Origin of the sequence: Pseudomonas synxantha (genome assembly GCF_900105675.1) — a bacterium.
Classification (GTDB): Bacteria; Pseudomonadota; Gammaproteobacteria; order Pseudomonadales; family Pseudomonadaceae; genus Aquipseudomonas; species Aquipseudomonas synxantha.
Window position 1 is genome coordinate 6,074,492 of record NZ_LT629786.1, and the last position, 21,949, is coordinate 6,096,440.

Consider the following 21,949-nt stretch of genomic DNA (forward strand, 5'->3'; position numbering starts at 1 on the left):
CCGAGGATTAAACGTTAGTCTCGAAGGCTGTAATCAGCCTTCGATCTCGATCAGGATTTCGCCAGGGTTGACCCGGTCGCCCTTGGCCACATGAACGGCGGTCACCTTGCCGGCAATCGCTGCCTGCACTTCGGTTTCCATCTTCATGGCTTCGGTAATCAGTACCGCCTGGCCAGCCTTGACCACATCGCCTTCCTTGACCAGCACGTCGACGATATTGCCCGGCATCGCCGTGCTCACATGGCCCGGCTCGGTGGCGTGCTTGCGTTTGCTGCCGCCGCTGCTGACAAACTCGTTGAGCGGTTCGAACACCACTTCTTCCGGCATGCCGTCGATGGACAGGTAGAAGTGGCGCTTGCCTTCGGCCTTCACCCCCACGCCGGTAATGTCGACGCGGTAGCTTTCGCCATGGACATCGATGACGAATTCGGTCGGCACACCTTCGCCACCGGCACGGGCCACGCCACCGGCTTCCGGAATCGGCAGCAGCACTTCCGGTGCCAGGGTGCCGGCGTCGCGCTCTTCAAGGAATTTACGCCCAATGTCCGGGAACATGGCATAGGTCAGCACGTCTTCTTCGGACTTGGCCAACGCGCCGATTTCGCCGCGCAGCTTGGTCATTTCCGGCTTGAGCAAATCGGCCGGACGCACGTCGATCACTTCTTCGCTGCCGATGGCCTGGCGACGCAGTTTCTCGTTCACGGTGCCGGGCGCCTTGCCATAGCCGCCTTGCAGATAGAGCTTCACTTCGTTGGTGATGGTCTTGTAGCGCTCGCCGGCCAGCACGTTGAAGAACGCTTGGGTGCCGACGATCTGCGAGGTCGGGGTGACCAGTGGGGGGAAGCCCAGGTCTTCACGCACACGGGGGATTTCGGCCAGCACTTCACTCATGCGGTTGAGGGCGCCCTGCTCTTTCAACTGGTTGGCCAGGTTGGAAATCATCCCGCCCGGCACCTGGTTGACTTGCACGCGAGTGTCGACCGCGGTGAATTCGCTTTCAAACTGGTGGTACTTCTTGCGCACTGCATAGAAGTAAAGGCCGATCTCCTGCAGCAGTTCCAGATCCAGGCCCGTGTCGAATTCGCTGCCTTTAAGCGCGGCGACCATCGACTCGGTACCCGGGTGGCTGGTGCCCCAGGCGAAGCTGGAGATGGCGGTATCGATATGATCGGCACCGTTTTCGATGGCCTTGAGCTGGCACATCGCGGCCAAACCGGCGGTGTCGTGGGAATGGATAAAAATCGGCAGGTTCTGTTCGGCTTTCAGCGCCTTGACCAGTTCGCCGGTGGCGTACGGGGTCAGCAGGCCGGCCATGTCCTTGATCGCGATCGAGTCGCAACCCATGGATTCCAACTGCTTGGCCTGGGCCACAAAAGCCTCGACGGTGTGCACCGGGCTGGTGGTGTAGGCGATGGTGCCCTGGGCATGTTTGCCAGCGGCCTTGACGGCTTCGATAGCCACACGCAGGTTACGCACGTCGTTCATGGCGTCGAAGATACGGAACACGTCGATACCGTTAACCGCCGCCTTGGCCACGAAAGCCCTCACCACGTCATCGCTGTAGTGGCGGTAGCCCAGCAGGTTCTGGCCGCGCAGCAGCATTTGCAGGCGCGTGTTGGGCAACGCGGCGCGCAGTTTGCGCAAGCGCTCCCACGGGTCTTCCTTAAGGAAGCGCACGCAGGCATCGAAGGTCGCGCCGCCCCAGACTTCCAGGGACCAGTAGCCGACTTTGTCGAGCTTGTCGCAGATCGGCAGCATGTCGTCGGTGCGCATGCGGGTGGCCAGCAACGATTGGTGGGCGTCGCGCAGGATGGTGTCGGTTACGAAGATCTTTTTAGTCATTGGAATGTTCCTCACAGGCCTGCGTGGGCGGCGATGGCGGCGGCGATGGCCAGGGCCAGCTCTTCGGGTTTGCGCTTGATCGAGTAGTTGGTCAGCTCAGGGTGGCTTTCCACGAAACTGGTGTTGAACTGGCCGCTGCGGAATTCCGGGTTGCGCAGGATTTCCTGGTAGTAGGCGGCGGTGGTCTTCACGCCTTGCAGGCGCATGTCGTCCAGGGCTCGCAGGCCGCGGTCCATGGCCTCTTCCCAGGTCAACGCCCACACCACCAGTTTCAGGCACATGGAGTCGTAGAACGGCGGGATGGTGTAGCCGGTGTAGATCGCCGTGTCGGTGCGTACGCCGGGGCCGCCGGGTGCGTAATAACGGGTGATCTTGCCGAAGCTGGGCAGGAAGTTGTTCTTCGGGTCTTCGGCGTTGATACGGAACTGCAACGCGAAACCACGGTGCTGGATATCTTCCTGTTTCACCGACAGCGGCAGTCCCGAGGCTATGCGGATCTGCTCACGCACGATGTCGATCCCGGTGATTTCTTCGGTGATGGTGTGTTCCACCTGCACCCGGGTGTTCATCTCCATGAAGTACACCTCGCCCTCGGCGAGCAGGAACTCCACGGTGCCGGCGTTCTCGTAGCCAACGGCCTTGGCGGCGCGCACCGACAGGTCGCCGATATAGGCGCGCTGTTCGGGGGTCAGCTGGGGGCTTGGAGCAATTTCGATGAGTTTCTGGTTGCGACGCTGGATCGAGCAATCACGCTCGAACAAATGCACCACGTTGCCAAAGCTGTCGCCGAGGATCTGCGCCTCGATGTGCTTGGGATTGACGATGCATTTTTCCAGGAACACTTCCGCCGAACCGAACGCCTTGGTGGCTTCGGAGATAACACGGGGGAAGGCTTGTTCGAGCTCTTCGCGGCTGTTGCAACGGCGGATGCCACGACCGCCGCCACCGGAAGTGGCCTTGAGCATCACCGGGTAACCGATGCGGTCGCCTTCGGTGAGGGCTTCATGGATGTCAGCAACGTTGCCTTCGGTGCCCGGCGTAACCGGCACACCGGCCTTGATCATGCTGCGGCGCGCTTCGGTCTTGTCGCCCATGCGGCGGATCACTTCGGCCGACGGGCCAATGAACTTGATCCCGCGTTCGGCGCAGATGTCCGCCAGTTCAGCATTTTCTGACAGGAAGCCATAGCCGGGGTGCAGGGCGTCGCAACCGGTTTCCACCGCCAGGTTCACCAGCTTGCGCGGGTTCAGGTAGCCGGCCAGGGGCTCGGCACCAATGCTGTGAGCCTCGTCGGCACGCTTGACGTGCAACGCGTGGCGGTCGGCGTCCGAGTAGACCGCGACCGAGCGAATGCCCATCTCGGCGCAGGCACGTACGATTCGTACGGCAATTTCACCACGGTTGGCGATCAGGATCTTTTTTATCACTTGGAAATTCCCTTGAGCCGATTGCTGCGTCTTCGACCTGATGGAACTGGGTCGGCGCGTGACCAAATGTTTCATGACAGTCGCGAGACACACACTAAGCCCGTCAAGGGATTAACAAAAATCAATAATTATTGGGTCATGCATAAGTAAAGACTTATAGTTGGCCGGATAGCCTGGGGTGAAGGGAGGTAAATGATGCGTAAGTCACTGATGAGACTGACATTACGTCAATTGCAGATCTTTCATGAGGTCTGCGATCTGCGCTCCTACAGCCGCGCAGCCGAGGAAATGTCCCTCACGCAACCCGCTGTCAGCCTGCAGATTCGCCAGCTGGAAGAGCTGATCGGCCAACCGCTGTTCGATTATGTTGGTAAAAAACTTTACATGACCGAGGCGGCCGAAGCCCTGCAGCGCGCCAGCCGCGATATCTTCGGGCGCTTGGAAAACCTCGATATGCAGCTATCGGACATGCAGGGCTCGCTGCAGGGCCAGCTGAAACTGGCGGTGGAATCGAGCGCCAAGTATTTCGTGCCGCACCTGTTTGCCGCCTTCAAGCGCCAGCATCCGGAAGTGCAATTGCATCTGACCGTGGTCAACCGCGCCCAGGTCATTCGCCGGCTTTCGGATAACCGCGATGACCTGGTGATCATGTCCATGGTGCCCCAGGACATGGGCCTGGAGTTCTTGCCGTTTCTCAACAACCCGATTGTCGCCGTAGCGTTGCCAGATCATCCGTTGAGCTTGCAAGGGCCGCTGCGCCTGCAAGACCTGGAGCCTTACACGCTGCTTATCCGCGAACCGGGCTCCGGTACACGGCTGGCCTGCGAGGAGTACTTCAAGGAAAAACGCGTGCATTTCACTCAGACGGTAGAAGTGGCGTCGGCCGAGGCGCAGCGTGAGTGCGTGGTCGCAGGTTTGGGTGTGGCCCTGCTGACGCGCCACGCCTTGAACCTGGAACTGGCCACCGGCGGGCTCAAGGAGCTGCCGGTGGAAGAACTGCCGCTGTACCGCAGTTGGTGCCTGGTGCAGGCCAAGGCTAAACGCCTGTCACCAGTGGCTCACGCGTTCCTGGGCTTTATCCGCAGCGAACGGGTGCAGATCAGCGCGTTGGCTGAGCGTTTCGCTGGGCGGCCACGGGTGCCTGCCAATGGAGTTCCGGGTAGTCAGTGATGCTCTGGAGCAACTGGCGCTCTTCGCAACGGTCTTCGATGGCGCGACGGAACGCCATGCGGCGCTGGTCTTCCTGCTGACGACGGGTCTTGACGGTGCTGTTGCTGTCTTCGTAGTGCCGGGTCATTTGGAGTCTCCCAATGCGAGTACGGGGGAGTACAGGGTGGACGCGGGGGATGACGGGGCGATGACAGCCTGATGAAGATTCTGGACACACAATAGATTCCAATGTGGGAGGGGGCTTGCTCCCGATAGCAGTGGGTCAGTCAATGAATGGGTGATTGACACTCCGCTATCGGGAGCAAGCCCCCTCCCACATTTTTTACTGTGTACAATTTTTAGTCGTCGAGGGCTTTGACGGATTTGGGCGACAGGCGCAGGCTGCGCAAGCTGCGCTTCACGCTCTTGAGGTGGTTGACCAGGCTCGGGCCACGGGCCATGGCCACGCCCATCGCCAGCACGTCGATCACCACCAGATGAGCAATGCGCGAGGTCAGCGGCGTATAGATTTCGGTGTCTTCATGCACGTCGATCGCCAGGTTCACCGTGGACAACTCCGCCAATGGCGTCTGGCTCGGGCACAGGGTAATCAGCGAAGCGCCGCTCTCACGCACCAGATTGGCGGTGATCAGCAAATCTTTGGAACGACCGGACTGGGATATACAGATCGCCACGTCAGTGGGCTTCAAGGTAACGGCCGACATTGCCTGCATGTGCGGGTCGCTGTAGGCCGCAGCCGTCAGCAGCAGGCGAAAGAACTTGTGCTGGGCATCGGCCGCCACCGCGCCCGAGGCACCAAAGCCATAGAACTCGACGCGCTGGGCCTGGGACATGGCAGTTACGGCTTTTTGCAGCTCCACCGGGTCGAGCTTCTCGCGCACTTCCATCAGGGTATGCAAGGTGGTGTCGAAGATTTTCAGGCTGTAGTCGGCAACAGAGTCGTCTTCATGGATCGCAAACTGGCCAAAGCTCGCGCCGGCCGCCAGGCTTTGTGCCAGCTTGAGTTTCAGATCCTGGAACCCGGAGCAGCCAATGGCGCGGCAGAAGCGCACGATGGTCGGCTCACTGATGCCCACGCTGTGGGCCAGGTCGGCCATGGAACTGTGCATCACGGCCGCAGGATCAAGCAGCACATGATCGGCAACCTTGAGTTCCGATTTGCGTAACAGGTGGCGCGACTGGGCGATATGTTGCAACAGGTTCAAAGGGCAGGACTCTTGTTATTGGCAGGCGCCAGGGATGTAGCAAGCTTGTAGTTATACTACAAGAATTCTCGTTTTGCCCGTTCGATGCATCACTAAATCGCCCTGCTCCCCCTCTGGTTTCAGCGGGCAGGCGCTATGTAGCCATATATTCAGCCTACGCTGCGTTAAGAAAAATCTGCATTTTTGCGTAACAAATCCGCCAGCCCTTCGGCCGGCATCGGCTGGCTGATCAGATAACCCTGCACTTCATCGCACTGCTCACCGCGAAGAAACTCCAGCTGCTGCTGATCTTCCACGCCTTCGGCCACGACCTTGAGCGCCAACCCATGGGCCATGGCGATGATTGCACGGGTGATCGCCGCATCCTCACGCCCCTGGCCAAGGCCACGGATAAAGGTCTGGTCGATCTTCACGTAGTCCACCGGAATGCGCTTGAGGTAGCTCAGGGACGAATAACCTGTGCCAAAGTCATCGATGGCCAGTTTCACCCCCAGGTCGCGCAACTGCTGGAAGGTGGCAATGATGTGTTCAACGCTGTCGAGCAACTGGCTTTCAGTCAGCTCCAGCTCCAGGTATTGCGAGTCCAGGCCGGTTTCTTCCAGGACCTGGCGCACCAGGCTGACCAGCTTGCCCTGGCGCAACTGATGCACCGACAGGTTGACCGATACCCGAATCGGCGCGAGCCCCTGACGCTGCCACTCACAAGCCTGCCAACACGCCTGGCGCAGCACGAACTCGCCCAGCGGCACGATCAAGCCGGTTTCTTCGGCCAGGCCGATAAAGTCCCCCGGCGGCACCATGCCCCATTGCGGATGCTCCCAGCGGATCAGCGCCTCGGCGGCATTCAGCTTACCGGTGGCCAGGCACAGTTTAGGCTGGTAGAACACACTCAGATGACGCTCCCCGATGGCTTTACGCAGGTGGTTTTCCAGCTGCAAACGTTCCAGGGTGCTGGCTTGCAGACTGTCGGTGTAAAACTGGAAATTATTCCCGCCCAAGTGCTTGGCGTGCTGCATGGCCATATTCGATTGGCTGACCAGCGCAGAAATTTCCCGCGCATTATCCGGCAGCAGACTAACCCCCATTGAGGCGCTAACCACCAGCTCATGCCCCTCCACCGTCACCGGTACACGCAGTTTTGCCAGCAGCCGCGTCGCCACCCGTGCCAGGCTCGACAGGTTGCCGTAGGCGTCGAAGAGCACGGCAAACTCGTCACCGGACAGGCGCGCAATGGTGTCGGCTTCAGGCAACGCGTTGATCAAACGCCGGGCCATTTTCTGCAATAACTGGTCGGCCACTTCATGGCCCAAGCTGTCATTGAGCAACTTGAAGCGGTCCAGGTTGATATGCAGCAGCGCAAGGCTGCGCCCGCCCTGGCGCACACGCTGGTGGGCCTCGCGCAGGCGTTCGCGAAACAGCGAGCGGTTGGCCAGGCCGGTCAGTTCATCATAGTGAGTGAGGTAGCGCATACGCTCCTCGGACTCGCGCCGCGCCGAAAGATCGGCAAAAAAGCCCACGATATGACTGACGTTTCCCCGGACATCGCGCACTACGTTCAGTTGCAGCCACTGCGGGTAGAGCTCACCGTTCTTGCGCGTTTCCACCAACTCGCCCTGCCAGGTACCGTGGCTGAGCAGCGCCTGGCGGATCACCGGGAAGTGGCGTCGCGCATCTCGGCTGCTGGGCAGTTCCACCACATTGCGGCCAAGCATGTCGTCGATGTCAAAACCGGTGACACGGCTGAATGCCTGGTTCACTGCGATCAGCGCGTACTCTGGATCGAGGATCACGATGCCTTCGCTGGCCGCCTCGAACACCGTCGAGGCGAGCCGTTGCTGTTCTTCCAGCGCCTTACTGGCGCTGATGTCGCGGCGCGTGCCGAGCATGCGGGTCACGCGGCCGTTGGGCGCACGCTCCACCGCACGGCCACGGTCCTGGATCCACACCCAATGCCCGTCACCATGGCGCACCCGGTACTCCACCTGATAGTCCTCGCTACGGCCTTTGAGATGCTCCACCAGCGCACGCTTGAGCAGCGGCAGGTCGTCGGGGTGCAGGCGCGGCTTGAGGTGGCTGAGCATCGCCGTGACGTACTCGGGCTCCAGGCCGAACAGCTCCTTGAGTTGGGTGTGGTGGACTTCGTCGGTTTGCAGGTTCCAATCCCACAGTCCCAGTTCGCTGGCTTGCAGGGCCATGGCCAGGCGCGCTTCGCTTTTATTCAGGGCAAGGCTGGCGGCATCCAGCTCCTGGCTGCGTCGCGCCACGCGGTCTTGCAGGCGAACCTGGGCCTCGCGCAAGTCCTGCTCCACCTGGCGGCGCTGCTCGACTTCACGCACTAGTTCCAGGTTCAATTGTTCGCTGCGTTGCTGCGCCTGTTGCAAATGCTCGATCAGGGCCTGGTTCTGGAAGCGTCGCAACAGCCCGTGTTGGATCAGGCGGTTGATTTGCCAGGCCACCAGGCTCAGGGACGCCAGCAGGATCAGGCCGAGCACCCCCCAGCCCTGCTGCTGGGGGGCGCCATTCCAGAACAGATAGGCGATGGCCGGCACCAGGCACGGCAAGGCAAACGACAGGAAGGCCCAAAGGCTCACGGCATAGGCCACGCTGGCCGATAATGAGGCCGCGCCGATCAGGCCAAACACCCAGGCCTGGTGCATAAAGCTGTCGGCGGGCACCAGGGCAATAGCCGCGACGGACAGGGTCAGGCCACTGACTGCCGAGCCGAGCATGAACATACGCCGCCACACCGGTTGGGCCTGGCGGCTGGGCATTGCCGAATCAAAGGCCGCCACCTGAATCACACGCATCGCCACCAGAGCCAGCAACCAGAGCAGCCAGATGCTATCGAGCAGATATTGCTCGGGGTTCCACAGCAACCAGGCACAGACCAGGCCGTTGACCAACATCAGCAATGTCGGCAGCAGCGACCCCTGATATAGCAGGCGTGTGCGCTCGACCGCCATTTCGGTTGCATAGTGTTTACGGATGAGCTGCGCAGGCGCCGCCGAGGGGCCTAACAGGTCGGTGCTAAGGGTCATAGGCGATGTTCTTATAATGGTGAGCCCGGAACGTCGACGGAGCATACACAAGCAAGTGCCTGGGCCAAACTGCTCCAAGTCATAAAAAAACCTCGGCAATGGCCCGCAAACCTTTGGCGCAGACGGCTTGAGCAAGACGCGGCGGGGGCTGCGGCCCATGACCAACCGGTCATCCCCCTCGGCAGAATGTCTGCCCGGTCGACAGCGCTCCGGATGTTTTGCGTCGACCACCTGGCATTGAGATTTGCCCGAGCCCCCTTAGGCCCATAGAATGCGTCGATGCGCGATGATCTCTCTCTTTTGTTGAACTCCCTCAACGATGCCCAACGCCAGGCCGTAGCGGCCCCCGTTGGTCGTCAGTTGGTCCTGGCCGGTGCTGGCTCCGGTAAAACCCGAGTGCTGGTGCACCGTATCGCCTGGTTGATCCAGGTCGAAAACGCGTCCCCACATTCCATCCTGTCGGTGACCTTCACCAACAAGGCCGCTGCCGAGATGCGCCATCGCATCGAGCAGTTGATGGGCATCAGCCCGGCCGGCATGTGGGTGGGCACCTTCCACGGCCTGGCGCACCGCCTGTTGCGGGCGCATTGGCAGGAAGCGGGGCTGAGCCAGACCTTCCAGATTCTCGACAGCGACGACCAGCAACGCCTGGTCAAGCGCGTGATCCGCGAACTGGGCCTCGACGAACAGCGTTGGCCGGCGCGCCAGGCCCAATGGTTTATCAATGGCCAAAAGGACGAGGGCCTGCGCCCGCAGCATATCCAGGCCAGCGGCGATCTGTTCCTGGCTACCATGCGCAGCATTTATGAAGCCTACGAGGCGGCGTGTTTGCGTGCCGGCGTGATCGACTTCTCCGAACTGTTGCTGCGCGCCCTCGACCTGTGGCGTGACAACCCCGGTTTGCTGGCCCATTACCAGAAGCGCTTCCGCCATATCCTGGTAGACGAGTTCCAAGACACCAACGCCGTGCAATACGCCTGGTTGCGCCTGCTGGCCAAGGGCGGCGACAGCCTGATGGTGGTGGGCGATGACGACCAGTCGATCTACGGTTGGCGCGGCGCGAAAATCGAGAACATCTACCAGTACTCCGAAGACTTCCCGGACGCGGTGACCATTCGCCTGGAGCAGAACTACCGCTCCACCGCCGGGATCCTCAAGGCCGCCAATGCCTTGATCGCCAACAATACCGGGCGCCTGGGCAAAGAGCTGTGGACCGACGGCGGCGAAGGCGAGGCGATCAACCTGTACGCGGCGTTCAACGAGCACGATGAAGCGCGCTACGTGGTGGAAACCATCGAAAGCGCGCTGAAAACCGGCCTGGCGCGCAGCGATATCGCGATTCTGTACCGCTCCAACGCCCAATCGCGGGTGCTGGAAGAAGCCTTGTTGCGCGAACGCATTCCCTACCGTATCTATGGCGGTCAGCGCTTCTTCGAACGGGCGGAAATCAAGAACGCGATGGCCTACCTGCGCTTGCTCGAGGGCCGTGGCAACGATGCGGCACTGGAGCGGGTGATCAACATCCCGGCCCGCGGTATCGGCGAGAAAACCGTCGAGGCGATCCGCGACCATGCACGCCATGCCGATGTGTCGATGTGGGAAGCCATGCGTTTGCTGATCGCCAACAAAGGCCTGACCGGCCGCGCCGCCGGGGCCTTGGGTGTGTTTGTCGAGCTGATCGAGAACCTGGCCGCCAAGTGCGCCGAAATGCCCCTGCACCTTATGACCCAGACCGTGATCGAGCAGTCCGGGCTGATCGCTTATCACGAAGCGGAAAAAGGCGAGAAAGGCCAGGCCCGGGTAGAAAACCTCGAGGAACTGGTCAGCGCCGCCCGCGCCTTCGAAAATACCGACGAGGACGAAGAGCTGACGCCGCTCGCCGCCTTCCTGGGCCACGCGTCGCTGGAAGCCGGCGATACCCAGGCCGATGAGCACGAAGACAGCATCCAGCTGATGACCTTGCACAGCGCCAAGGGCCTGGAATTCCCCTACGTATTCCTGGTGGGCATGGAAGAAGGCCTGTTCCCCCACAAGATGAGCCTGGAAGAACCCGGCCGCCTCGAGGAAGAACGCCGCCTGGCCTATGTGGGCATTACCCGGGCGATGCAGAACCTGGTGATGACCTATGCCGAGACCCGACGCCTGTACGGCAGCGAAACCTACAACAAGGTGTCGCGCTTTGTACGTGAAGTGCCGAAAGGGCTGATCCAGGAAGTGCGCCTCTCCAACAGCGTCAGCCGCCCGTTCGGCGGTGGTCAGCAGCAAAACTCCAGCACCATGTTCGCAGGTTCCGAGATTCCGGAAACCCCGTTCAGCCTGGGCCAGCAGGTCAGGCATGCGATCTTCGGCGAAGGGGTGATCCTTAACTTCGAAGGCGCCGGTGCCCAGGCGCGGGTGCAGGTGAACTTCGCCGAAGGCAGCAAGTGGCTGATGATGGGCTACGCGAAACTCGAAGCGGTCTGACACGCTTCACCTGTAGGAGCGAGTTCGCTCCTACAGAGAACGGTTCAACATGAAGGTTACGGCTGCTCCCTTGTATTTCACGAGGACGCGCCAATATCTGTAAAACGTCCTACAGACCCTTCGGATTCGGTCTTACGCAAAAGCCCGAAACATTATGCCGCTAGCCACTGTCACGACACCTGTGCAACATGGCGCGCGTGCAATCCACAAATGGGAATTCCCTTTATGAAACGTTTTCTTAGCATCGCCATGGCGTTGTGCATCGGCTTGACGATGAGCCTCGACGCCAACGCCAAACGCTTCGGTGGCGGCAAAAGCTCGGGCGCGGCGCCGACTCACCAGACCAGCCAGATGGCTCCAAGCGCCGGTGCCGGCGGTGCAGCCGCCACTGCGGGCGCAGCCGGTGCCGCTGGCGCTGCTGCCAAGGCCGGCGGTGCTTCGCGCTGGCTGGGCCCTCTGGCCGGTATCGCTGCCGGTGGCCTGCTCGCCTCCATGTTCATGGGCGGCGGCTTCGAGGGCATGCAGATTTTCGATATCCTGATCCTGGCCGTCATTGCTTTCGTGATCTTCCGCTTTATCGCCGCCCGTCGTCGCAAGCAGCAGGAGCACCTGGCTCCAGCCGGCGCGCCAATGCAGCGTGAAGTATTCGAGCAGAAGCCTGCCATGGGTTCGATCTTCGGTGGTTCGGCAGCACCTGCCGCTGCCGCCCGTCCGGTGATCAACGCACCGGCCTGGTTCAACGAAGAGCGTTTCGTCGAAGCGGCCCGCAGCCACTTCCAGTCCCTGCAACAACACTGGGACGCCAACGAAATGGACAAGATCTCCGAGTTCGTGACCCCGCAACTGCTGGAGTTCCTCAAGCGCGAACGTGCCGAGATCGGTGACGCGTTCCAGTCGACCTACATCGACGACCTGCGCGTTCAACTGGACGGTGTGGATGATCGCGCCGACAAAACTATCGCCACCCTGACCTTCAGCGGCGTGTCGAAGACCTCGCGCTTCGACCAGGGCGAAGTGTTCAGCGAAAGCTGGAACATGGAACGTGCCCAGGGCGAGGACCAGCCATGGCTGGTGGCCGGTATCCGCCAGAACGGCTGAAACCTGCACGTTTGAGCAAGCGGTAACAAAAACCCCGGACATGTCCGGGGTTTTCTATTTCACGGTTGCACTTATAGCGAGCTACTGTATAAAACGCCCCTATAAACCGCGCCATCTAGCAAGAGGATCCCGGCCGTGGAAGAAATCATCGAACAATTGCGTGAAGCCAACGAACCGGTCCCGGTTCCTTTGGAGCTGCCTGACGAAGACCAACTGGTGGAAATCGAAGAACAACTGTTCATCGACATCCCGTTTGTCTTCCGCGAATTCCTGCTGACCGTCAGTGATGTGGTGTACGGCAGCCTGGAGCCGGTGACCGTCACCGACCCACAATCCCACACCTACCTGCCAGAGGTTGCCGCCAACGCCTGGGATGCCGGCGTTGATCGCAGCATGATCCCGATCTGCCAGGACGGCGATGACTACTATTGCGTCGAGGAAGACGGCACCGTGGTGCTGTGGTCCGGCGAAGAAGAACTCGTTACCGAAGAAACCTGGGAATCGGTATGGCACTGGGCGCGGGACGTCTGGCTGGAAAGCTGAGGCCTTTGCAGGAGTCGAGCTTGCTCGCGAGAAACCTGAGGGCGCCACTGGTTGTCAGGTTTCCCGCGTTATCGCTAGCACGCTCGCTCCTACTGCGTATCCTTGTGGTTATCCAGCGTTTCCAACAAGGCCACCTGCATCCGCGTATGCACACGGATAAACCAGCGCCAGAGCACCGCCGCCACCGCCGCCGTGACCACGGCGATCAACACCAGCAACTTGTTGGTCGGCAGAATGCTGGCCGACAAGGCTGCCAGTAGCAGGAAGATCACCAGCAGTGACAAGATGGGGATCAGCTCCGCAATCACCCGTCGCACGCGCTGGGTATGCCGCCCGGCCATCTCCGGCTTCACACTCATCTCTGCCAACAACATCGACAGTGCCTTGAGCTTGCGATACGCCGCAATCAGGAACGGCAGCGATAACAGCAGTGCCCCACCCCAGATCAATGCCTTCTGCCAGCTCGGATCACTGATCCATCCCTCCAGGTACCCGCCGATGCGTGCGGCGAAATAACTACCCGCGAAGAAGATCGCGATCACCAGTGCCAGGTTGACCCCTACTTGCAGGATGATCTTGCGAATCATCGAGGCCAGCATCGCCCCCTCGCCCTGAGGCTGGATGCTGCGCAGCCACTCGCCATACATGCCGAAGACCCGGCTCATGCGCTTGGGCATTACCGCTGCGATCTTCAATGACAGTGGATCGGCGCCGCGAATCAGGTAGGGCGTCAGCAGCGTGGTAATCGCCGAAACAGCCACCGCCACCGGATACAGGAAGTCGCTGGTCACCTGCAGGGTCATTCCCAATGCTGCAATGATGAAAGAAAACTCGCCAATCTGTGACAGCCCCATGCCGACCCGCAGCGAAGTGCGGCCATCATTGCCGGCGATAAAGGCTCCCAGACCGCAGGACAGCATCTTGCCCAGCACCACCGCCACGGTGATCACCGCAATCGGCCAGGCGTATTGCAGCAGGATATGAGGGTCGATCATCAACCCTATCGCGACAAAGAAGATTGCACTGAACATGTCGCGAACCGGCTCGATCAGGCCCTCGATCTTAATCAATTGACGGGATTCAGCCATGATCGCGCCAATCAAAAAGGCCCCGAGCACCATGCTGTATTCCAGTTTCACCACCAACAGGCAGAAACCGAAGCATAAGCCCAGCACGGTGATCAGCAGCATCTCATTGCTTTCAAACTTGGCCACATAAGCCAGCAGGCGCGGCACCAGCAAAATGCCGATCACCAACGCAACGATCATGAACAAGGACAGCTTGCCGACCGTGGAGAACACCTCGCCAGAGCTGACCGTGCCACTGACGGCGATGCTCGACAGCAAGGCAATGATGCCGATACCCAGGATGTCCTCGACGATCAGCACGCCAAAAATCAGCTGGGCGAAACGCTGGTCTTTCATCTTAAGGTCATTGAGGGCCTTGACGATGATGGTGGTCGAGGAGATCGCCAGGATCGCGCCGAGAAACAGCGAGTCCATGGTGCTCCAATCGAACCAGCGGCCGATCTCGTAGCCGATCCAGATCATCAGGACGATCTCAAGGAACGCCGCGATAAACGCCGTGGCCCCCACCTTGAACAGCTTGCGCAGGCTGAACTCCAGGCCCAGGCAGAACATCAGGAAGATCACCCCCAGCTCGGCCAGGGTCTTGATGGTGTCTTCGTCGTGGATCAGGCCAAACGGCGGAGTATGGGGGCCGATAATGAAGCCCGCGACGATATAGCCCAGCACCACCGGCTGCTTGAGGCGATGAAACAGGATGGTGACGACCCCTGCTACCAGCATGATCACGGCCAGGTCCTGGATAAAGCTGATGGCGTGCATGGCGAGGGGCTCCTTGAGGGTACCGGCGCTTTTCCCACTTCCGGCCGCGCCTTTGTAGGGTCGCAAAGAGCGGAAGGAAAAGTCTGCCTTGAACGTAAGAAAAGCCCTGAGATGGGCTTTTGAAGGTTAACACCGCGACTTCTGCTGGAAAGCCGGTGCAATATATGGAAACAGATCGCCGAGCGCGTGACGGCAAGCCGCCCACTGGCGTCCCGTTAGGGATGGCGCTGCAAAGACTCCAGCACCCGCAGAGGTGCCCCCCCAACCAATGCCTACAACCCGTGAGTGTGCTATGGAACCCGGAAACGCCCAGCTGTCGATGACGGTATTGATGACCCCTGACATGGCCAACTTCTCAGGCAATGTCCACGGCGGCACGCTGCTCAAGTATCTCGACGAAGTGGCCTATGCCTGTGCCAGCCGTTATGCCGGCCGTTACGTGGTGACGCTGTCGGTGGACCAGGTGATTTTTCGCGAGCCGATCCATGTCGGTGAGTTGGTGACTTTCCTGGCGTCGGTCAACTACACCGGCAATACCTCGATGGAAGTGGGCATCAAGGTAGTGACCGAGAACATTCGTGAACGCTCGGTGCGCCATACCAACAGCTGCTTCTTCACCATGGTGGCCGTGGATGACCAGCGCAAACCCGCCGCCGTGCCGCCCTTGCAGCCGCAGAACAGCGAGGACAAACGCCGCTTTGTGCAGGCCCAGCAGCGTCGGCAGATTCGCCAGGAGCTGGAAAAGCGTTATCAGGAAATCAAAGACGAAGCGCCTTAGTTCAAAACCTGTAAACCCCCTCCCACACTGGTTTTTGCGTACTTACAGACTGATCGGTGTGGCTTCGAAGCGTACACGAGGATGGGCAATGCGATCCTGGGCCCGCACCAGTTCCAGTTCATAACTGGCGCAGGCCTGGGTTTCCAGCAGCACTTCATGCACTGCCGCGGCGGTGAACTCAAAGGCTGCCACCAGGCTATCGCCCAGCAGCACCCGCGCCAGGAACAGGCCCGACGTCAGGTCGCCCACGCCCACTGGCTGACGCGGGAACGCCAGCAGCGGCCGACGCAAGTGCCAGCTGCCGTCTTCGGTCACCAACAGCATCTCGAAGCCGTCCGGCAGTTTGCCCGGGTAATCCAAGTGCTTGACCAGCACCGCCTTGGGCCCACGTGCCAGCAAGGCCTTGGCCATTGCGAGGCAATCGAACAGCGACTGCGGCTTGCGACCGGCAAAGCTATCCAGCTCCAGCTGATTGGGGCAGAGGAAATCCGCCATGGCTGCGGCCTCATCCAGCAGGAAATCGCTGACCTCCTGTGGCACGATGCAGCCCTTTTCCGGGTGGCCCATCACCGGGTCACACAGGTACAGCGCCTTGGGGTTGATCGCCTTGATGCGGGCGACACCGCTAAGGATCGCGCGGCCTTGAGCTGCACTGCCGAGGTAGCCGGACAGCACCGCATCGCAGTTGCCCAGCTCACCAATCGCGGCAATACCTTCCACCAGCGCCGGAATTTGCTGCGGCGCCAACACTTCCCCCGCCCATTGTCCATACTGAGTGTGGTTGGAGAATTGCACCGTGTTGAGCGGCCAGACGTTCACCCCGACCCGCTGCATAGGGAATACGGCGGCGCTGTTTCCGGCGTGGCCAAAGACCACATGAGACTGGATCGCAAGCAGATGAGGTGTGCGTTTCATGCGGGAGATTTCCGTCAAGCCGTTGAAATTCTGGCCGCGCAGTATGCGACTAAACGCAGCCTGTACGACAGACCGGCGACACAGTTAAGCTGCTCTCACTTTGTTGGAGTTCATGGAATGCTGACCCTGGGAAACATGTTCGTGTTGATGCTGCTGGCGACCGGCGCCGCCTGGGTCTGGCACAACCACGGCCTGCGTGAGCGCGCGCTGGAGCGGGTCAAGCAGCATTGCGCCAAGCTTGATATCGAACTGCTCGATGGTGCGGTGGCACTCAAACGCATCGGTTTCGTCAAGGATGCCAATGGCCGGCGGCGCCTGGCACGTGTCTACACTTTCGAATTCACCGTGACCGGGGAAACCCGGCATGCCGGGATCATTACCCAGTTCGGCGCCCACAGTGCGCAGATCGAGCTGGCGCCCTACCCGTTCGAGGCCAAGGAGCCGTTGCCCACCGCCGAGGTGATCGAATTGAGCCAATGGCGCCAGGACCACGCGACCAAGAACCGTCAGTAACGACAGGCTGCCAGTGCTTCCTGCAAGGTGGCCACATCCTGTGGCTCGCTGAAGATCAATTCAATCCGCGAATCCCGCCGCCATTCGCTGGGTCGCCAAACTAGAGGGCTGTTATCCACAGCGTTGGCCGAGACCCAGCCGTCGACACTGTGGATAACCAGTTTGGCACGCCGCCAGTCGAGGCCTGATAGCCAATGATGCAGACGGCTGATCTCGAATTGCTGGCTCGGGTGCCAACGCCAGCCGATACTCCAGCCGCCCTCCTGGCCCTGGCTCAGACAGATCGGCAGCGCAGGATCACTCCAGATGGCCGGCATTTGCGCCAGCCCCTCAGGGACCTCGAAGTTACCCACAGCGCCTTGGGCCTGCGCATCCAAGCCTGGCAACCGCTCAAGCGGCAATTGCGCCTGGCGTGTCCAATACACTGCGCATGCGGGTAATTGCGCTTCAATCGCCTGACGTTGTGCTGCATCCAGCGCCTCGTCCTTGTTCAGCACCAGCAGGCCGGCGCTGGCCAATGCCTCTTGCTGTGCCTGCGGCAAAGGCTTCCCCACCGCCAAGGCCTGGGCATCCAGCACCAGGACACAGGGCTGTACCGCCAGCACGCCTTGCCATGGCGCCTCTCGCAGCTGTTTGAGCAACTGCATCGGATGGCCCAGGCCCGAAGGTTCGATAAACAACCGATCCGGCTTGGCCTTACGGAGCAAGCGGCTCAGCCCGACCTGGAACGGTGCACCATTCACACAGCACACGCAGCCCCCGGCCACTTCACCGAGGGCGATGCCATCATCGTCTTGGGTGAGCAAGGCCGCGTCCAGGCCGATCTGGCCGAACTCATTGATCAGCACCGCCCAGCGCTCGTTGGCCGGGCGCTGGGCGAGCAGGTGCTGGATCAGGCTGGTCTTGCCGGCGCCCAACGGGCCGGCAATCACGTGGGTGGGAATATTCTGCAGCATGGGAAGCATCATTCAGACCGTGTAGAGAGCTTGATCCTACCCGGTTATGCCAGCCAATCCAGCGTCAGGATCAACCGTCGCTCATCGGCCTGGAGCGCTGGCGAACGGTGGATCAGGCCATGCCCTTCGTTACCGTGCCATTTCGTCCCCTTGAGCAACGCCACTTCGCCGCAGTGAATCTGCTCGATGCGCTCGGAGGGCTCAGCGTCTGCCTGGCTCAATTGGCGCCGGTCCATGACACCTTCGCGCAACCATTGGCTGCCGATGCCGGCATAGGTGGTGATCAGCCGGACCGGCACATGGTCGACGTGAAAGCGCGGGCACATGGCCTTATCCAACAGCCGCAGGCGCACGCCGATACGCCTGGCGCCGAGCAGGCAGGCGAATGCGCTGACCAGCCACGACACATCGGCAATAAACCCGTCGTAACCTTCAAGATCCCGACAACTGGACGCCAAACCCTGCAGGTTAGGTACGGCGTCTTCGTTGTCGAGCTCAATCACCAAGGACTCGGCTAACGGCTCATTGAGCGCCACCAGTAAGGCGCCGAATTCGGCAATATGCAGGGGCAAATGGCGCTGCCAGACTGCCAGGTTGACGCCATCTTCGAGAATGTCTGACAGCGCCAACGGTGTTTCCCCGCGGGTCTGGCGGATCACGGGGCGCAGGGGAATAACCGGGGCCAGCATCAGGCTACCTGCTCATACCAAGGGCCAAAAGGATCAGGCAGCATGCGCCAGCTTTCGACGCCCAGGGCCATTTCTTCATCATTGAGCAAGCAGGCATCCAGCTCGGCACGCATCTGGTTGAAGTCGATGTTTTGCCCGATAAACACCAGTTCCTGCCGGCAGTCACCGGTATTCAATTGCCAGTTCCCCATGATCGCCGCGACGCTTTCTTCGTCCTGGGGCCATTGGCTTTTTGGCACAAAGCGCCACCAACGCCCGGCAAACCCGTGGCGCATCAACCCGCCGGCCTGGGACCAACTGCCAGCGTCCTGATGCTTGCTGGCCAACCAGAAGAAGCCCTTGGAACGCAGCAGCTTGCCGTTCACCCACGGGCGGTCGATAAAGTCGAAAAAACGCTGTGGGTGGAAGGGCCGACGCGCACGGTAAGCGGTGGAAGCGATCCCATACTCTTCGGTTTCCGGCACATGTTCACCGCGCAATTCCTGTAGCCAACCCGGGGCCTGGGCGGCGCGTTCGAAGTCGAAACGGCCGGTGTTGAGGATCTTGTGCAGCGGCACCTCGCCCATGACCATCGGGATGATTTCCGCCTGGGCATTAAGGCGCTCGAGGATCGCCATCAGCTCTTCGCGCTCGCGGCTGCTGATCAGGTCGATCTTGCTGATAAGGATGACGTCGGCAAACTCGATCTGCTCAATCAACAGGTCGGTGATGGAACGCTCATCCTCTTCTCCGAGGGTTTCGCCCCGTGAAGCCAGGCTTTCAGCGGCCTGGTAGTCGAGCAGGAAGTTCATACCGTCGACCACGGTGACCATGGTGTCCAGCCGCGCAATGTCGGCCAGGCTTTGCTCGTTTTCATCGCGAAAGGTGAAGGTTTCGGCCACGGGCAGAGGCTCGGAAATACCGGTGGATTCAATCAGGAGGTAATCGAACCGACCTTCCTTGGCGAGTTTTCCGACTTCTTCGAGCAAGTCTTCACGCAAGGTGCAACAGATGCAGCCGTTGCTCATCTCCACCAGTTTTTCTTCCGAACGATTGAGCGTGACGTCGCGCTGAACCTCGCTGCCGTCGATGTTGATTTCGCTCATGTCATTGACGATCACCGCTACCCGCAGGTTGTCGCGGTTACGCAAGACGTAGTTGAGCAGCGTACTTTTACCGGCACCGAGAAAGCCGGATAACACGGTCACGGGGAGACGATTGGGCATCAGGTATTCCTCATCAGGGTTGGCCGGTCAAACTGCCCGTTTATGGCGTTCGCGCAGCTCTTCACGTTCTTTGGCTTCAATACACAGGGTCGCGGTGGGGCGCAGCAGCAGGCGCTGCAGGCCGATGGGCTCGCCGGTTTCACGGCACCAGCCGTATTCACCGCGGGCCAGCAGCTCCAGAGCATCGTCGATCTTGTCCAACAGCTTCTTTTCCCGCTCCAGCAGGCGCAGTTGCCATTGACGTTGTTCTTCGGCACTGCCGATATCCGCCAGGTCGCTATTGGTTTCCTGCTCGCGCAGCGCCTGGAACTCAGCGTCGATACGGGCTTGCAGCTCATTGCGCTGAGCCAGCAGCAGCTCGCGGAAGAAGCGCTGTTGGGCGTCGTTCATGTAGTCGGCAGGCGGTTGGGCCAGAAGGTCTTGTTCGGTCATGGGAAGCGGTTCACGGGTCAGGCTGTGCTTTTATGTTATAGTATAACAATGCAAATAAGCCAATCCCCTTGTTCGACGCGACGAAGGGCGCAATGCTTGATCATCTTCTTACCCAGAGAAAATTCGATGAGATACCTGATGTGCGCCCTGCTCGTGGCAGCCGCAGGGCCTGCCTGCGCCCAAACGCCCAGCCTGTTGGCCAACTGCACACGCAGCGCCAACCTGCTGGCGTGCGTGGACCCGTTGGGCAATGCCTATAGCGTGGCGACCGTGGGCAGCACCACCTATTTGCGCGGCTTTGAAGTGATCGGTAAACGCTACTGGGCGCAGACCAACAGCCGCTATGGGCAGCTGACGTTCTTTATCGGGTTGGCATCCGATGGCGAGGCGTGGGTCGGTTACACGCGGCGTGTGGGCTGGACCACCCTCAACCGCTTTTCCAGCTCAGGTGGTGCCAGTGCCAAGTTCACTTGCAGCCGAATGACCGGCTGTTAAGCCTGGGCGTTCTTCTGTTCCTGCACCCAGGCCATGTAGCTGTTCATCGGCGGGTTCTTCTGGAAGTAACTTTTCAAACCTTCGAAAAGTCCGTCCGCCACCGCTTGCTGGTGGCGCGCGGTGACCAGCCGCTGGGCATCCCGCGCATTGGAGATAAACCCGGTTTCCACCAGGATCGAAGGCACGTCCGGTGACTTGAGTACCGCAAACCCTGCTTGTTCCACACGCTTCTGATGCAGGCTGGTGACGCTTTGCAGGCTGCCCAATACCGAGCTGCCCAATTGCAGGCTGGAGGCGATGGTAGCGTTCATCGACATGTCCAGGATCACCCCGGCCAGCATCGGGTCCTTGTCCTTCAGATTGAGCAACGTGGTGGCGCCCAGCAGGTCTGCGCCGTTTTCGCGCTGAGCCATGAAACGCGCTGTGGCGGAGGTGGCACCGCCCTCAGACAATGCATACACCGAAGCGCCCGATGCGCTAAGCCGTGGGGCGGCGTCGGCATGCACGGAGATAAACATATCGGCCTTGTGCTGACGGGCGATGTCCACGCGTTTGCGCAGCGGCACAAAGAAGTCGTCGTTGCGCACCAGTTTGACGTCAAAGCCCTTTTCGCGTTTCAAGCGTTTAGCCAGCAACTGGGCGATCGACAGCACCACATCCTTTTCGCGCTGGCCCTTGGAACCGACGGCACCCGGGTCTTTGCCGCCATGCCCGGGGTCGACCACCACGATGATGTCGCGTTTGGGATGCCCCTTGCCCACCGGCGTCACTAGCGGCGGCGGTTCAGCGACGATTTGACGGGGGGCGCGAGTGGCGTTGGTCAGGTCGAGCACCAGGCGATGGCCTTGGCCATCCTGGGGCGGCAGCACGAAACTGTTGAGCTGCATCGGCGCAACCAAATCCAACACGATGCGCGTGTCGCTCTTACCAAAATGCCCGGAACGGATCGAGGTAATCCCACTGTTCTTCAGCGCCAGCTGGGAGAAGTCGCCACTGAGGCCCGCACCACTTAAGTCGATGATCAAGCGGTCCGGAGCCGTCAGGGAGAAGGTCTTGTATTGCACCGGGCCGCTGAGGTCGAACACCAGGCGCAGCTTGTCGTCCGAGCGCCACAGGCGTGCATTGCGAATCTGCGTGGCATAGGCGCCCAAAGGCAAGGTGAACAGGGGGCTGACCAGCAGCAAGTTGAGAAGCTGACGTCTGTGCATGACATATACCGCAGATAAAGGAGCGTCCCTGCTCGACATGACTGAACAAAGGCTGGGGTAGAAATTTCATCGTAGCGGTTATTGTTATACTATAACATGACGAATTATTTCCAACGATGGACCTG

General features: G+C 60.5%; 19 protein-coding genes. 7 read left to right on the forward strand and 12 right to left on the reverse strand.

Annotated features, from left to right (window positions below; genetic code table 11):
- Positions 1 to 33: 33 nt before the first annotated feature.
- Positions 34 to 1,842, reverse strand: a complete 1,809-nt coding sequence (gene oadA / locus BLU48_RS28135) for a sodium-extruding oxaloacetate decarboxylase subunit alpha (RefSeq protein ID WP_057023279.1) — start codon at positions 1,840 to 1,842, stop codon at positions 34 to 36.
- A gap of 11 nt (positions 1,843 to 1,853) precedes the next feature.
- Positions 1,854 to 3,269 (reverse strand): acetyl-CoA carboxylase biotin carboxylase subunit, encoded by a 1,416-nt coding sequence (locus tag BLU48_RS28140; protein ID WP_003195732.1) that lies wholly within the window; start codon positions 3,267 to 3,269, stop codon positions 1,854 to 1,856.
- 195 nt (positions 3,270 to 3,464) lie between these two features.
- On the opposite strand from BLU48_RS28140, the gene BLU48_RS28145 reads away from it, so the two are divergent.
- Complete coding sequence (locus tag BLU48_RS28145; protein WP_057023278.1) at positions 3,465 to 4,439, forward strand: LysR family transcriptional regulator; 975 nt, start codon at positions 3,465 to 3,467, stop codon at positions 4,437 to 4,439.
- On the opposite strand, the gene BLU48_RS28150 is transcribed toward BLU48_RS28145, so the two are convergent.
- The 3 genes from BLU48_RS28150 to BLU48_RS28160 form a co-directional block, all read right to left on the reverse strand.
- Positions 4,369 to 4,566, reverse strand: a complete 198-nt coding sequence (locus tag BLU48_RS28150) for a PA3496 family putative envelope integrity protein (RefSeq protein ID WP_080889045.1) — start codon at positions 4,564 to 4,566, stop codon at positions 4,369 to 4,371. The two genes, BLU48_RS28145 and BLU48_RS28150, sit on opposite strands and share 71 nt — an antisense overlap.
- A 211-nt stretch (positions 4,567 to 4,777) precedes the next feature.
- Positions 4,778 to 5,644, reverse strand: coding sequence for a transcriptional regulator HexR (gene hexR / locus BLU48_RS28155; RefSeq protein ID WP_003177007.1), 867 nt, complete (start codon positions 5,642 to 5,644; stop codon positions 4,778 to 4,780).
- Positions 5,645 to 5,808: 164 nt separating this feature from the next.
- The gene (locus BLU48_RS28160; RefSeq protein WP_057023277.1) at positions 5,809 to 8,682 is read right to left on the reverse strand and encodes an EAL domain-containing protein; all 2,874 of its coding nucleotides are present in this window, start codon (positions 8,680 to 8,682) and stop codon (positions 5,809 to 5,811) included.
- A 279-nt stretch (positions 8,683 to 8,961) separates the two neighbouring features.
- On the opposite strand from BLU48_RS28160, the gene uvrD reads away from it, so the two are divergent.
- From uvrD to BLU48_RS28175, 3 genes are all read left to right on the forward strand, one after another.
- The gene (gene uvrD / locus BLU48_RS28165) at positions 8,962 to 11,145 is read left to right on the forward strand and encodes a DNA helicase II (protein ID WP_057023276.1); all 2,184 of its coding nucleotides are present in this window, start codon (positions 8,962 to 8,964) and stop codon (positions 11,143 to 11,145) included.
- A gap of 225 nt (positions 11,146 to 11,370) precedes the next feature.
- A complete protein-coding gene (locus tag BLU48_RS28170) occupies positions 11,371 to 12,243 on the forward strand; it encodes a Tim44 domain-containing protein (RefSeq protein ID WP_057023275.1) in 873 nt (290 codons plus the stop codon).
- 135 nt (positions 12,244 to 12,378) lie between these two features.
- Positions 12,379 to 12,786 carry an SMI1/KNR4 family protein gene (locus tag BLU48_RS28175; protein WP_057023274.1) on the forward strand — a complete coding sequence of 136 codons (408 nt, stop codon included), beginning with the start codon at positions 12,379 to 12,381 and terminating at the stop codon, positions 12,784 to 12,786.
- A gap of 89 nt (positions 12,787 to 12,875) precedes the next feature.
- Here the strand turns inward: BLU48_RS28175 and BLU48_RS28180 are convergent, their stop codons facing one another.
- Entirely contained in the window at positions 12,876 to 14,633 is a 1,758-nt protein-coding gene (locus BLU48_RS28180) for a cation:proton antiporter (RefSeq protein ID WP_057023273.1), read from the reverse strand.
- 292 nt (positions 14,634 to 14,925) lie between these two features.
- Between BLU48_RS28180 and BLU48_RS28185 the strand changes: the two genes are divergently transcribed.
- The gene (locus BLU48_RS28185) at positions 14,926 to 15,411 is read left to right on the forward strand and encodes an acyl-CoA thioesterase (RefSeq protein ID WP_043048172.1); all 486 of its coding nucleotides are present in this window, start codon (positions 14,926 to 14,928) and stop codon (positions 15,409 to 15,411) included.
- 42 nt (positions 15,412 to 15,453) lie between these two features.
- Here BLU48_RS28185 and pdxY read toward each other — a convergent pair whose 3' ends face one another.
- Complete coding sequence (gene pdxY, locus BLU48_RS28190) at positions 15,454 to 16,326, reverse strand: pyridoxal kinase PdxY (RefSeq protein WP_057023272.1); 873 nt, start codon at positions 16,324 to 16,326, stop codon at positions 15,454 to 15,456.
- Positions 16,327 to 16,443: 117 nt separating this feature from the next.
- Here pdxY and BLU48_RS28195 point away from each other — a divergent pair, with 117 nt between their 5' ends.
- Positions 16,444 to 16,839 (forward strand): DUF3301 domain-containing protein, encoded by a 396-nt coding sequence (locus tag BLU48_RS28195; protein ID WP_057023271.1) that lies wholly within the window; start codon positions 16,444 to 16,446, stop codon positions 16,837 to 16,839.
- On the opposite strand, the gene BLU48_RS28200 is transcribed toward BLU48_RS28195, so the two are convergent.
- Genes BLU48_RS28200 through dksA form a run of 4 tightly spaced genes read right to left on the reverse strand, consistent with a single transcriptional unit; the run spans position 16,833 to position 20,121 of the window.
- On the reverse strand, positions 16,833 to 17,795 hold the full coding sequence (locus tag BLU48_RS28200) for a CobW family GTP-binding protein (RefSeq protein ID WP_057023270.1): 963 nt from the start codon (positions 17,793 to 17,795) through the stop codon (positions 16,833 to 16,835). The two genes, BLU48_RS28195 and BLU48_RS28200, sit on opposite strands and share 7 nt — an antisense overlap.
- Positions 17,796 to 17,839: 44 nt before the next feature.
- Positions 17,840 to 18,484 (reverse strand): DUF1826 domain-containing protein, encoded by a 645-nt coding sequence (locus tag BLU48_RS28205; RefSeq protein ID WP_057023269.1) that lies wholly within the window; start codon positions 18,482 to 18,484, stop codon positions 17,840 to 17,842.
- Positions 18,484 to 19,689, reverse strand: coding sequence for a zinc metallochaperone GTPase ZigA (gene zigA, locus BLU48_RS28210; protein ID WP_057023268.1), 1,206 nt, complete (start codon positions 19,687 to 19,689; stop codon positions 18,484 to 18,486). Before zigA ends, BLU48_RS28205 begins: the two co-directional genes overlap by 1 nt.
- Before the next feature lie 27 nt (positions 19,690 to 19,716).
- Positions 19,717 to 20,121: an RNA polymerase-binding protein DksA gene (gene dksA / locus BLU48_RS28215; RefSeq protein ID WP_043048182.1), complete on the reverse strand. Its 405-nt coding sequence runs from the start codon at positions 20,119 to 20,121 to the stop codon at positions 19,717 to 19,719.
- A gap of 126 nt (positions 20,122 to 20,247) precedes the next feature.
- Here dksA and BLU48_RS28220 point away from each other — a divergent pair, with 126 nt between their 5' ends.
- Positions 20,248 to 20,616: a hypothetical protein gene (locus tag BLU48_RS28220; RefSeq protein ID WP_057023267.1), complete on the forward strand. Its 369-nt coding sequence runs from the start codon at positions 20,248 to 20,250 to the stop codon at positions 20,614 to 20,616.
- Here BLU48_RS28220 and BLU48_RS28225 read toward each other — a convergent pair.
- The gene (locus BLU48_RS28225) at positions 20,613 to 21,824 is read right to left on the reverse strand and encodes an N-acetylmuramoyl-L-alanine amidase (RefSeq protein WP_057023266.1); all 1,212 of its coding nucleotides are present in this window, start codon (positions 21,822 to 21,824) and stop codon (positions 20,613 to 20,615) included. The two genes, BLU48_RS28220 and BLU48_RS28225, sit on opposite strands and share 4 nt — an antisense overlap.
- Positions 21,825 to 21,949: the final 125 nt, after the last annotated feature.

Bases quoted from the DNA above. Each gene is read 5' to 3' on its own strand.
- oadA (WP_057023279.1), bottom strand. From the start codon at position 1,842: ATGACTAAAAAGATCTTCGTAACCGACACCATCCTGCGCGACGCCCAC.
- BLU48_RS28145 (WP_057023278.1), top strand. From the start codon at position 3,465: ATGCGTAAGTCACTGATGAGACTGACATTACGTCAATTGCAGATCTTT.
- BLU48_RS28150 (WP_080889045.1), bottom strand. From the start codon at position 4,566: ATGACCCGGCACTACGAAGACAGCAACAGCACCGTCAAGACCCGTCGT.
- BLU48_RS28160 (WP_057023277.1), bottom strand. From the start codon at position 8,682: ATGACCCTTAGCACCGACCTGTTAGGCCCCTCGGCGGCGCCTGCGCAG.
- uvrD (WP_057023276.1), top strand. From the start codon at position 8,962: ATGCGCGATGATCTCTCTCTTTTGTTGAACTCCCTCAACGATGCCCAA.
- BLU48_RS28170 (WP_057023275.1), top strand. From the start codon at position 11,371: ATGAAACGTTTTCTTAGCATCGCCATGGCGTTGTGCATCGGCTTGACG.
- BLU48_RS28180 (WP_057023273.1), bottom strand. From the start codon at position 14,633: ATGCACGCCATCAGCTTTATCCAGGACCTGGCCGTGATCATGCTGGTA.
- BLU48_RS28185 (WP_043048172.1), top strand. From the start codon at position 14,926: ATGGAACCCGGAAACGCCCAGCTGTCGATGACGGTATTGATGACCCCT.
- pdxY (WP_057023272.1), bottom strand. From the start codon at position 16,326: ATGAAACGCACACCTCATCTGCTTGCGATCCAGTCTCATGTGGTCTTT.
- BLU48_RS28195 (WP_057023271.1), top strand. From the start codon at position 16,444: ATGCTGACCCTGGGAAACATGTTCGTGTTGATGCTGCTGGCGACCGGC.
- BLU48_RS28200 (WP_057023270.1), bottom strand. From the start codon at position 17,795: ATGCTGCAGAATATTCCCACCCACGTGATTGCCGGCCCGTTGGGCGCC.
- BLU48_RS28205 (WP_057023269.1), bottom strand. From the start codon at position 18,484: ATGCTGGCCCCGGTTATTCCCCTGCGCCCCGTGATCCGCCAGACCCGC.
- zigA (WP_057023268.1), bottom strand. From the start codon at position 19,689: ATGCCCAATCGTCTCCCCGTGACCGTGTTATCCGGCTTTCTCGGTGCC.
- dksA (WP_043048182.1), bottom strand. From the start codon at position 20,121: ATGACCGAACAAGACCTTCTGGCCCAACCGCCTGCCGACTACATGAAC.
- BLU48_RS28220 (WP_057023267.1), top strand. From the start codon at position 20,248: ATGAGATACCTGATGTGCGCCCTGCTCGTGGCAGCCGCAGGGCCTGCC.
- BLU48_RS28225 (WP_057023266.1), bottom strand. From the start codon at position 21,824: ATGCACAGACGTCAGCTTCTCAACTTGCTGCTGGTCAGCCCCCTGTTC.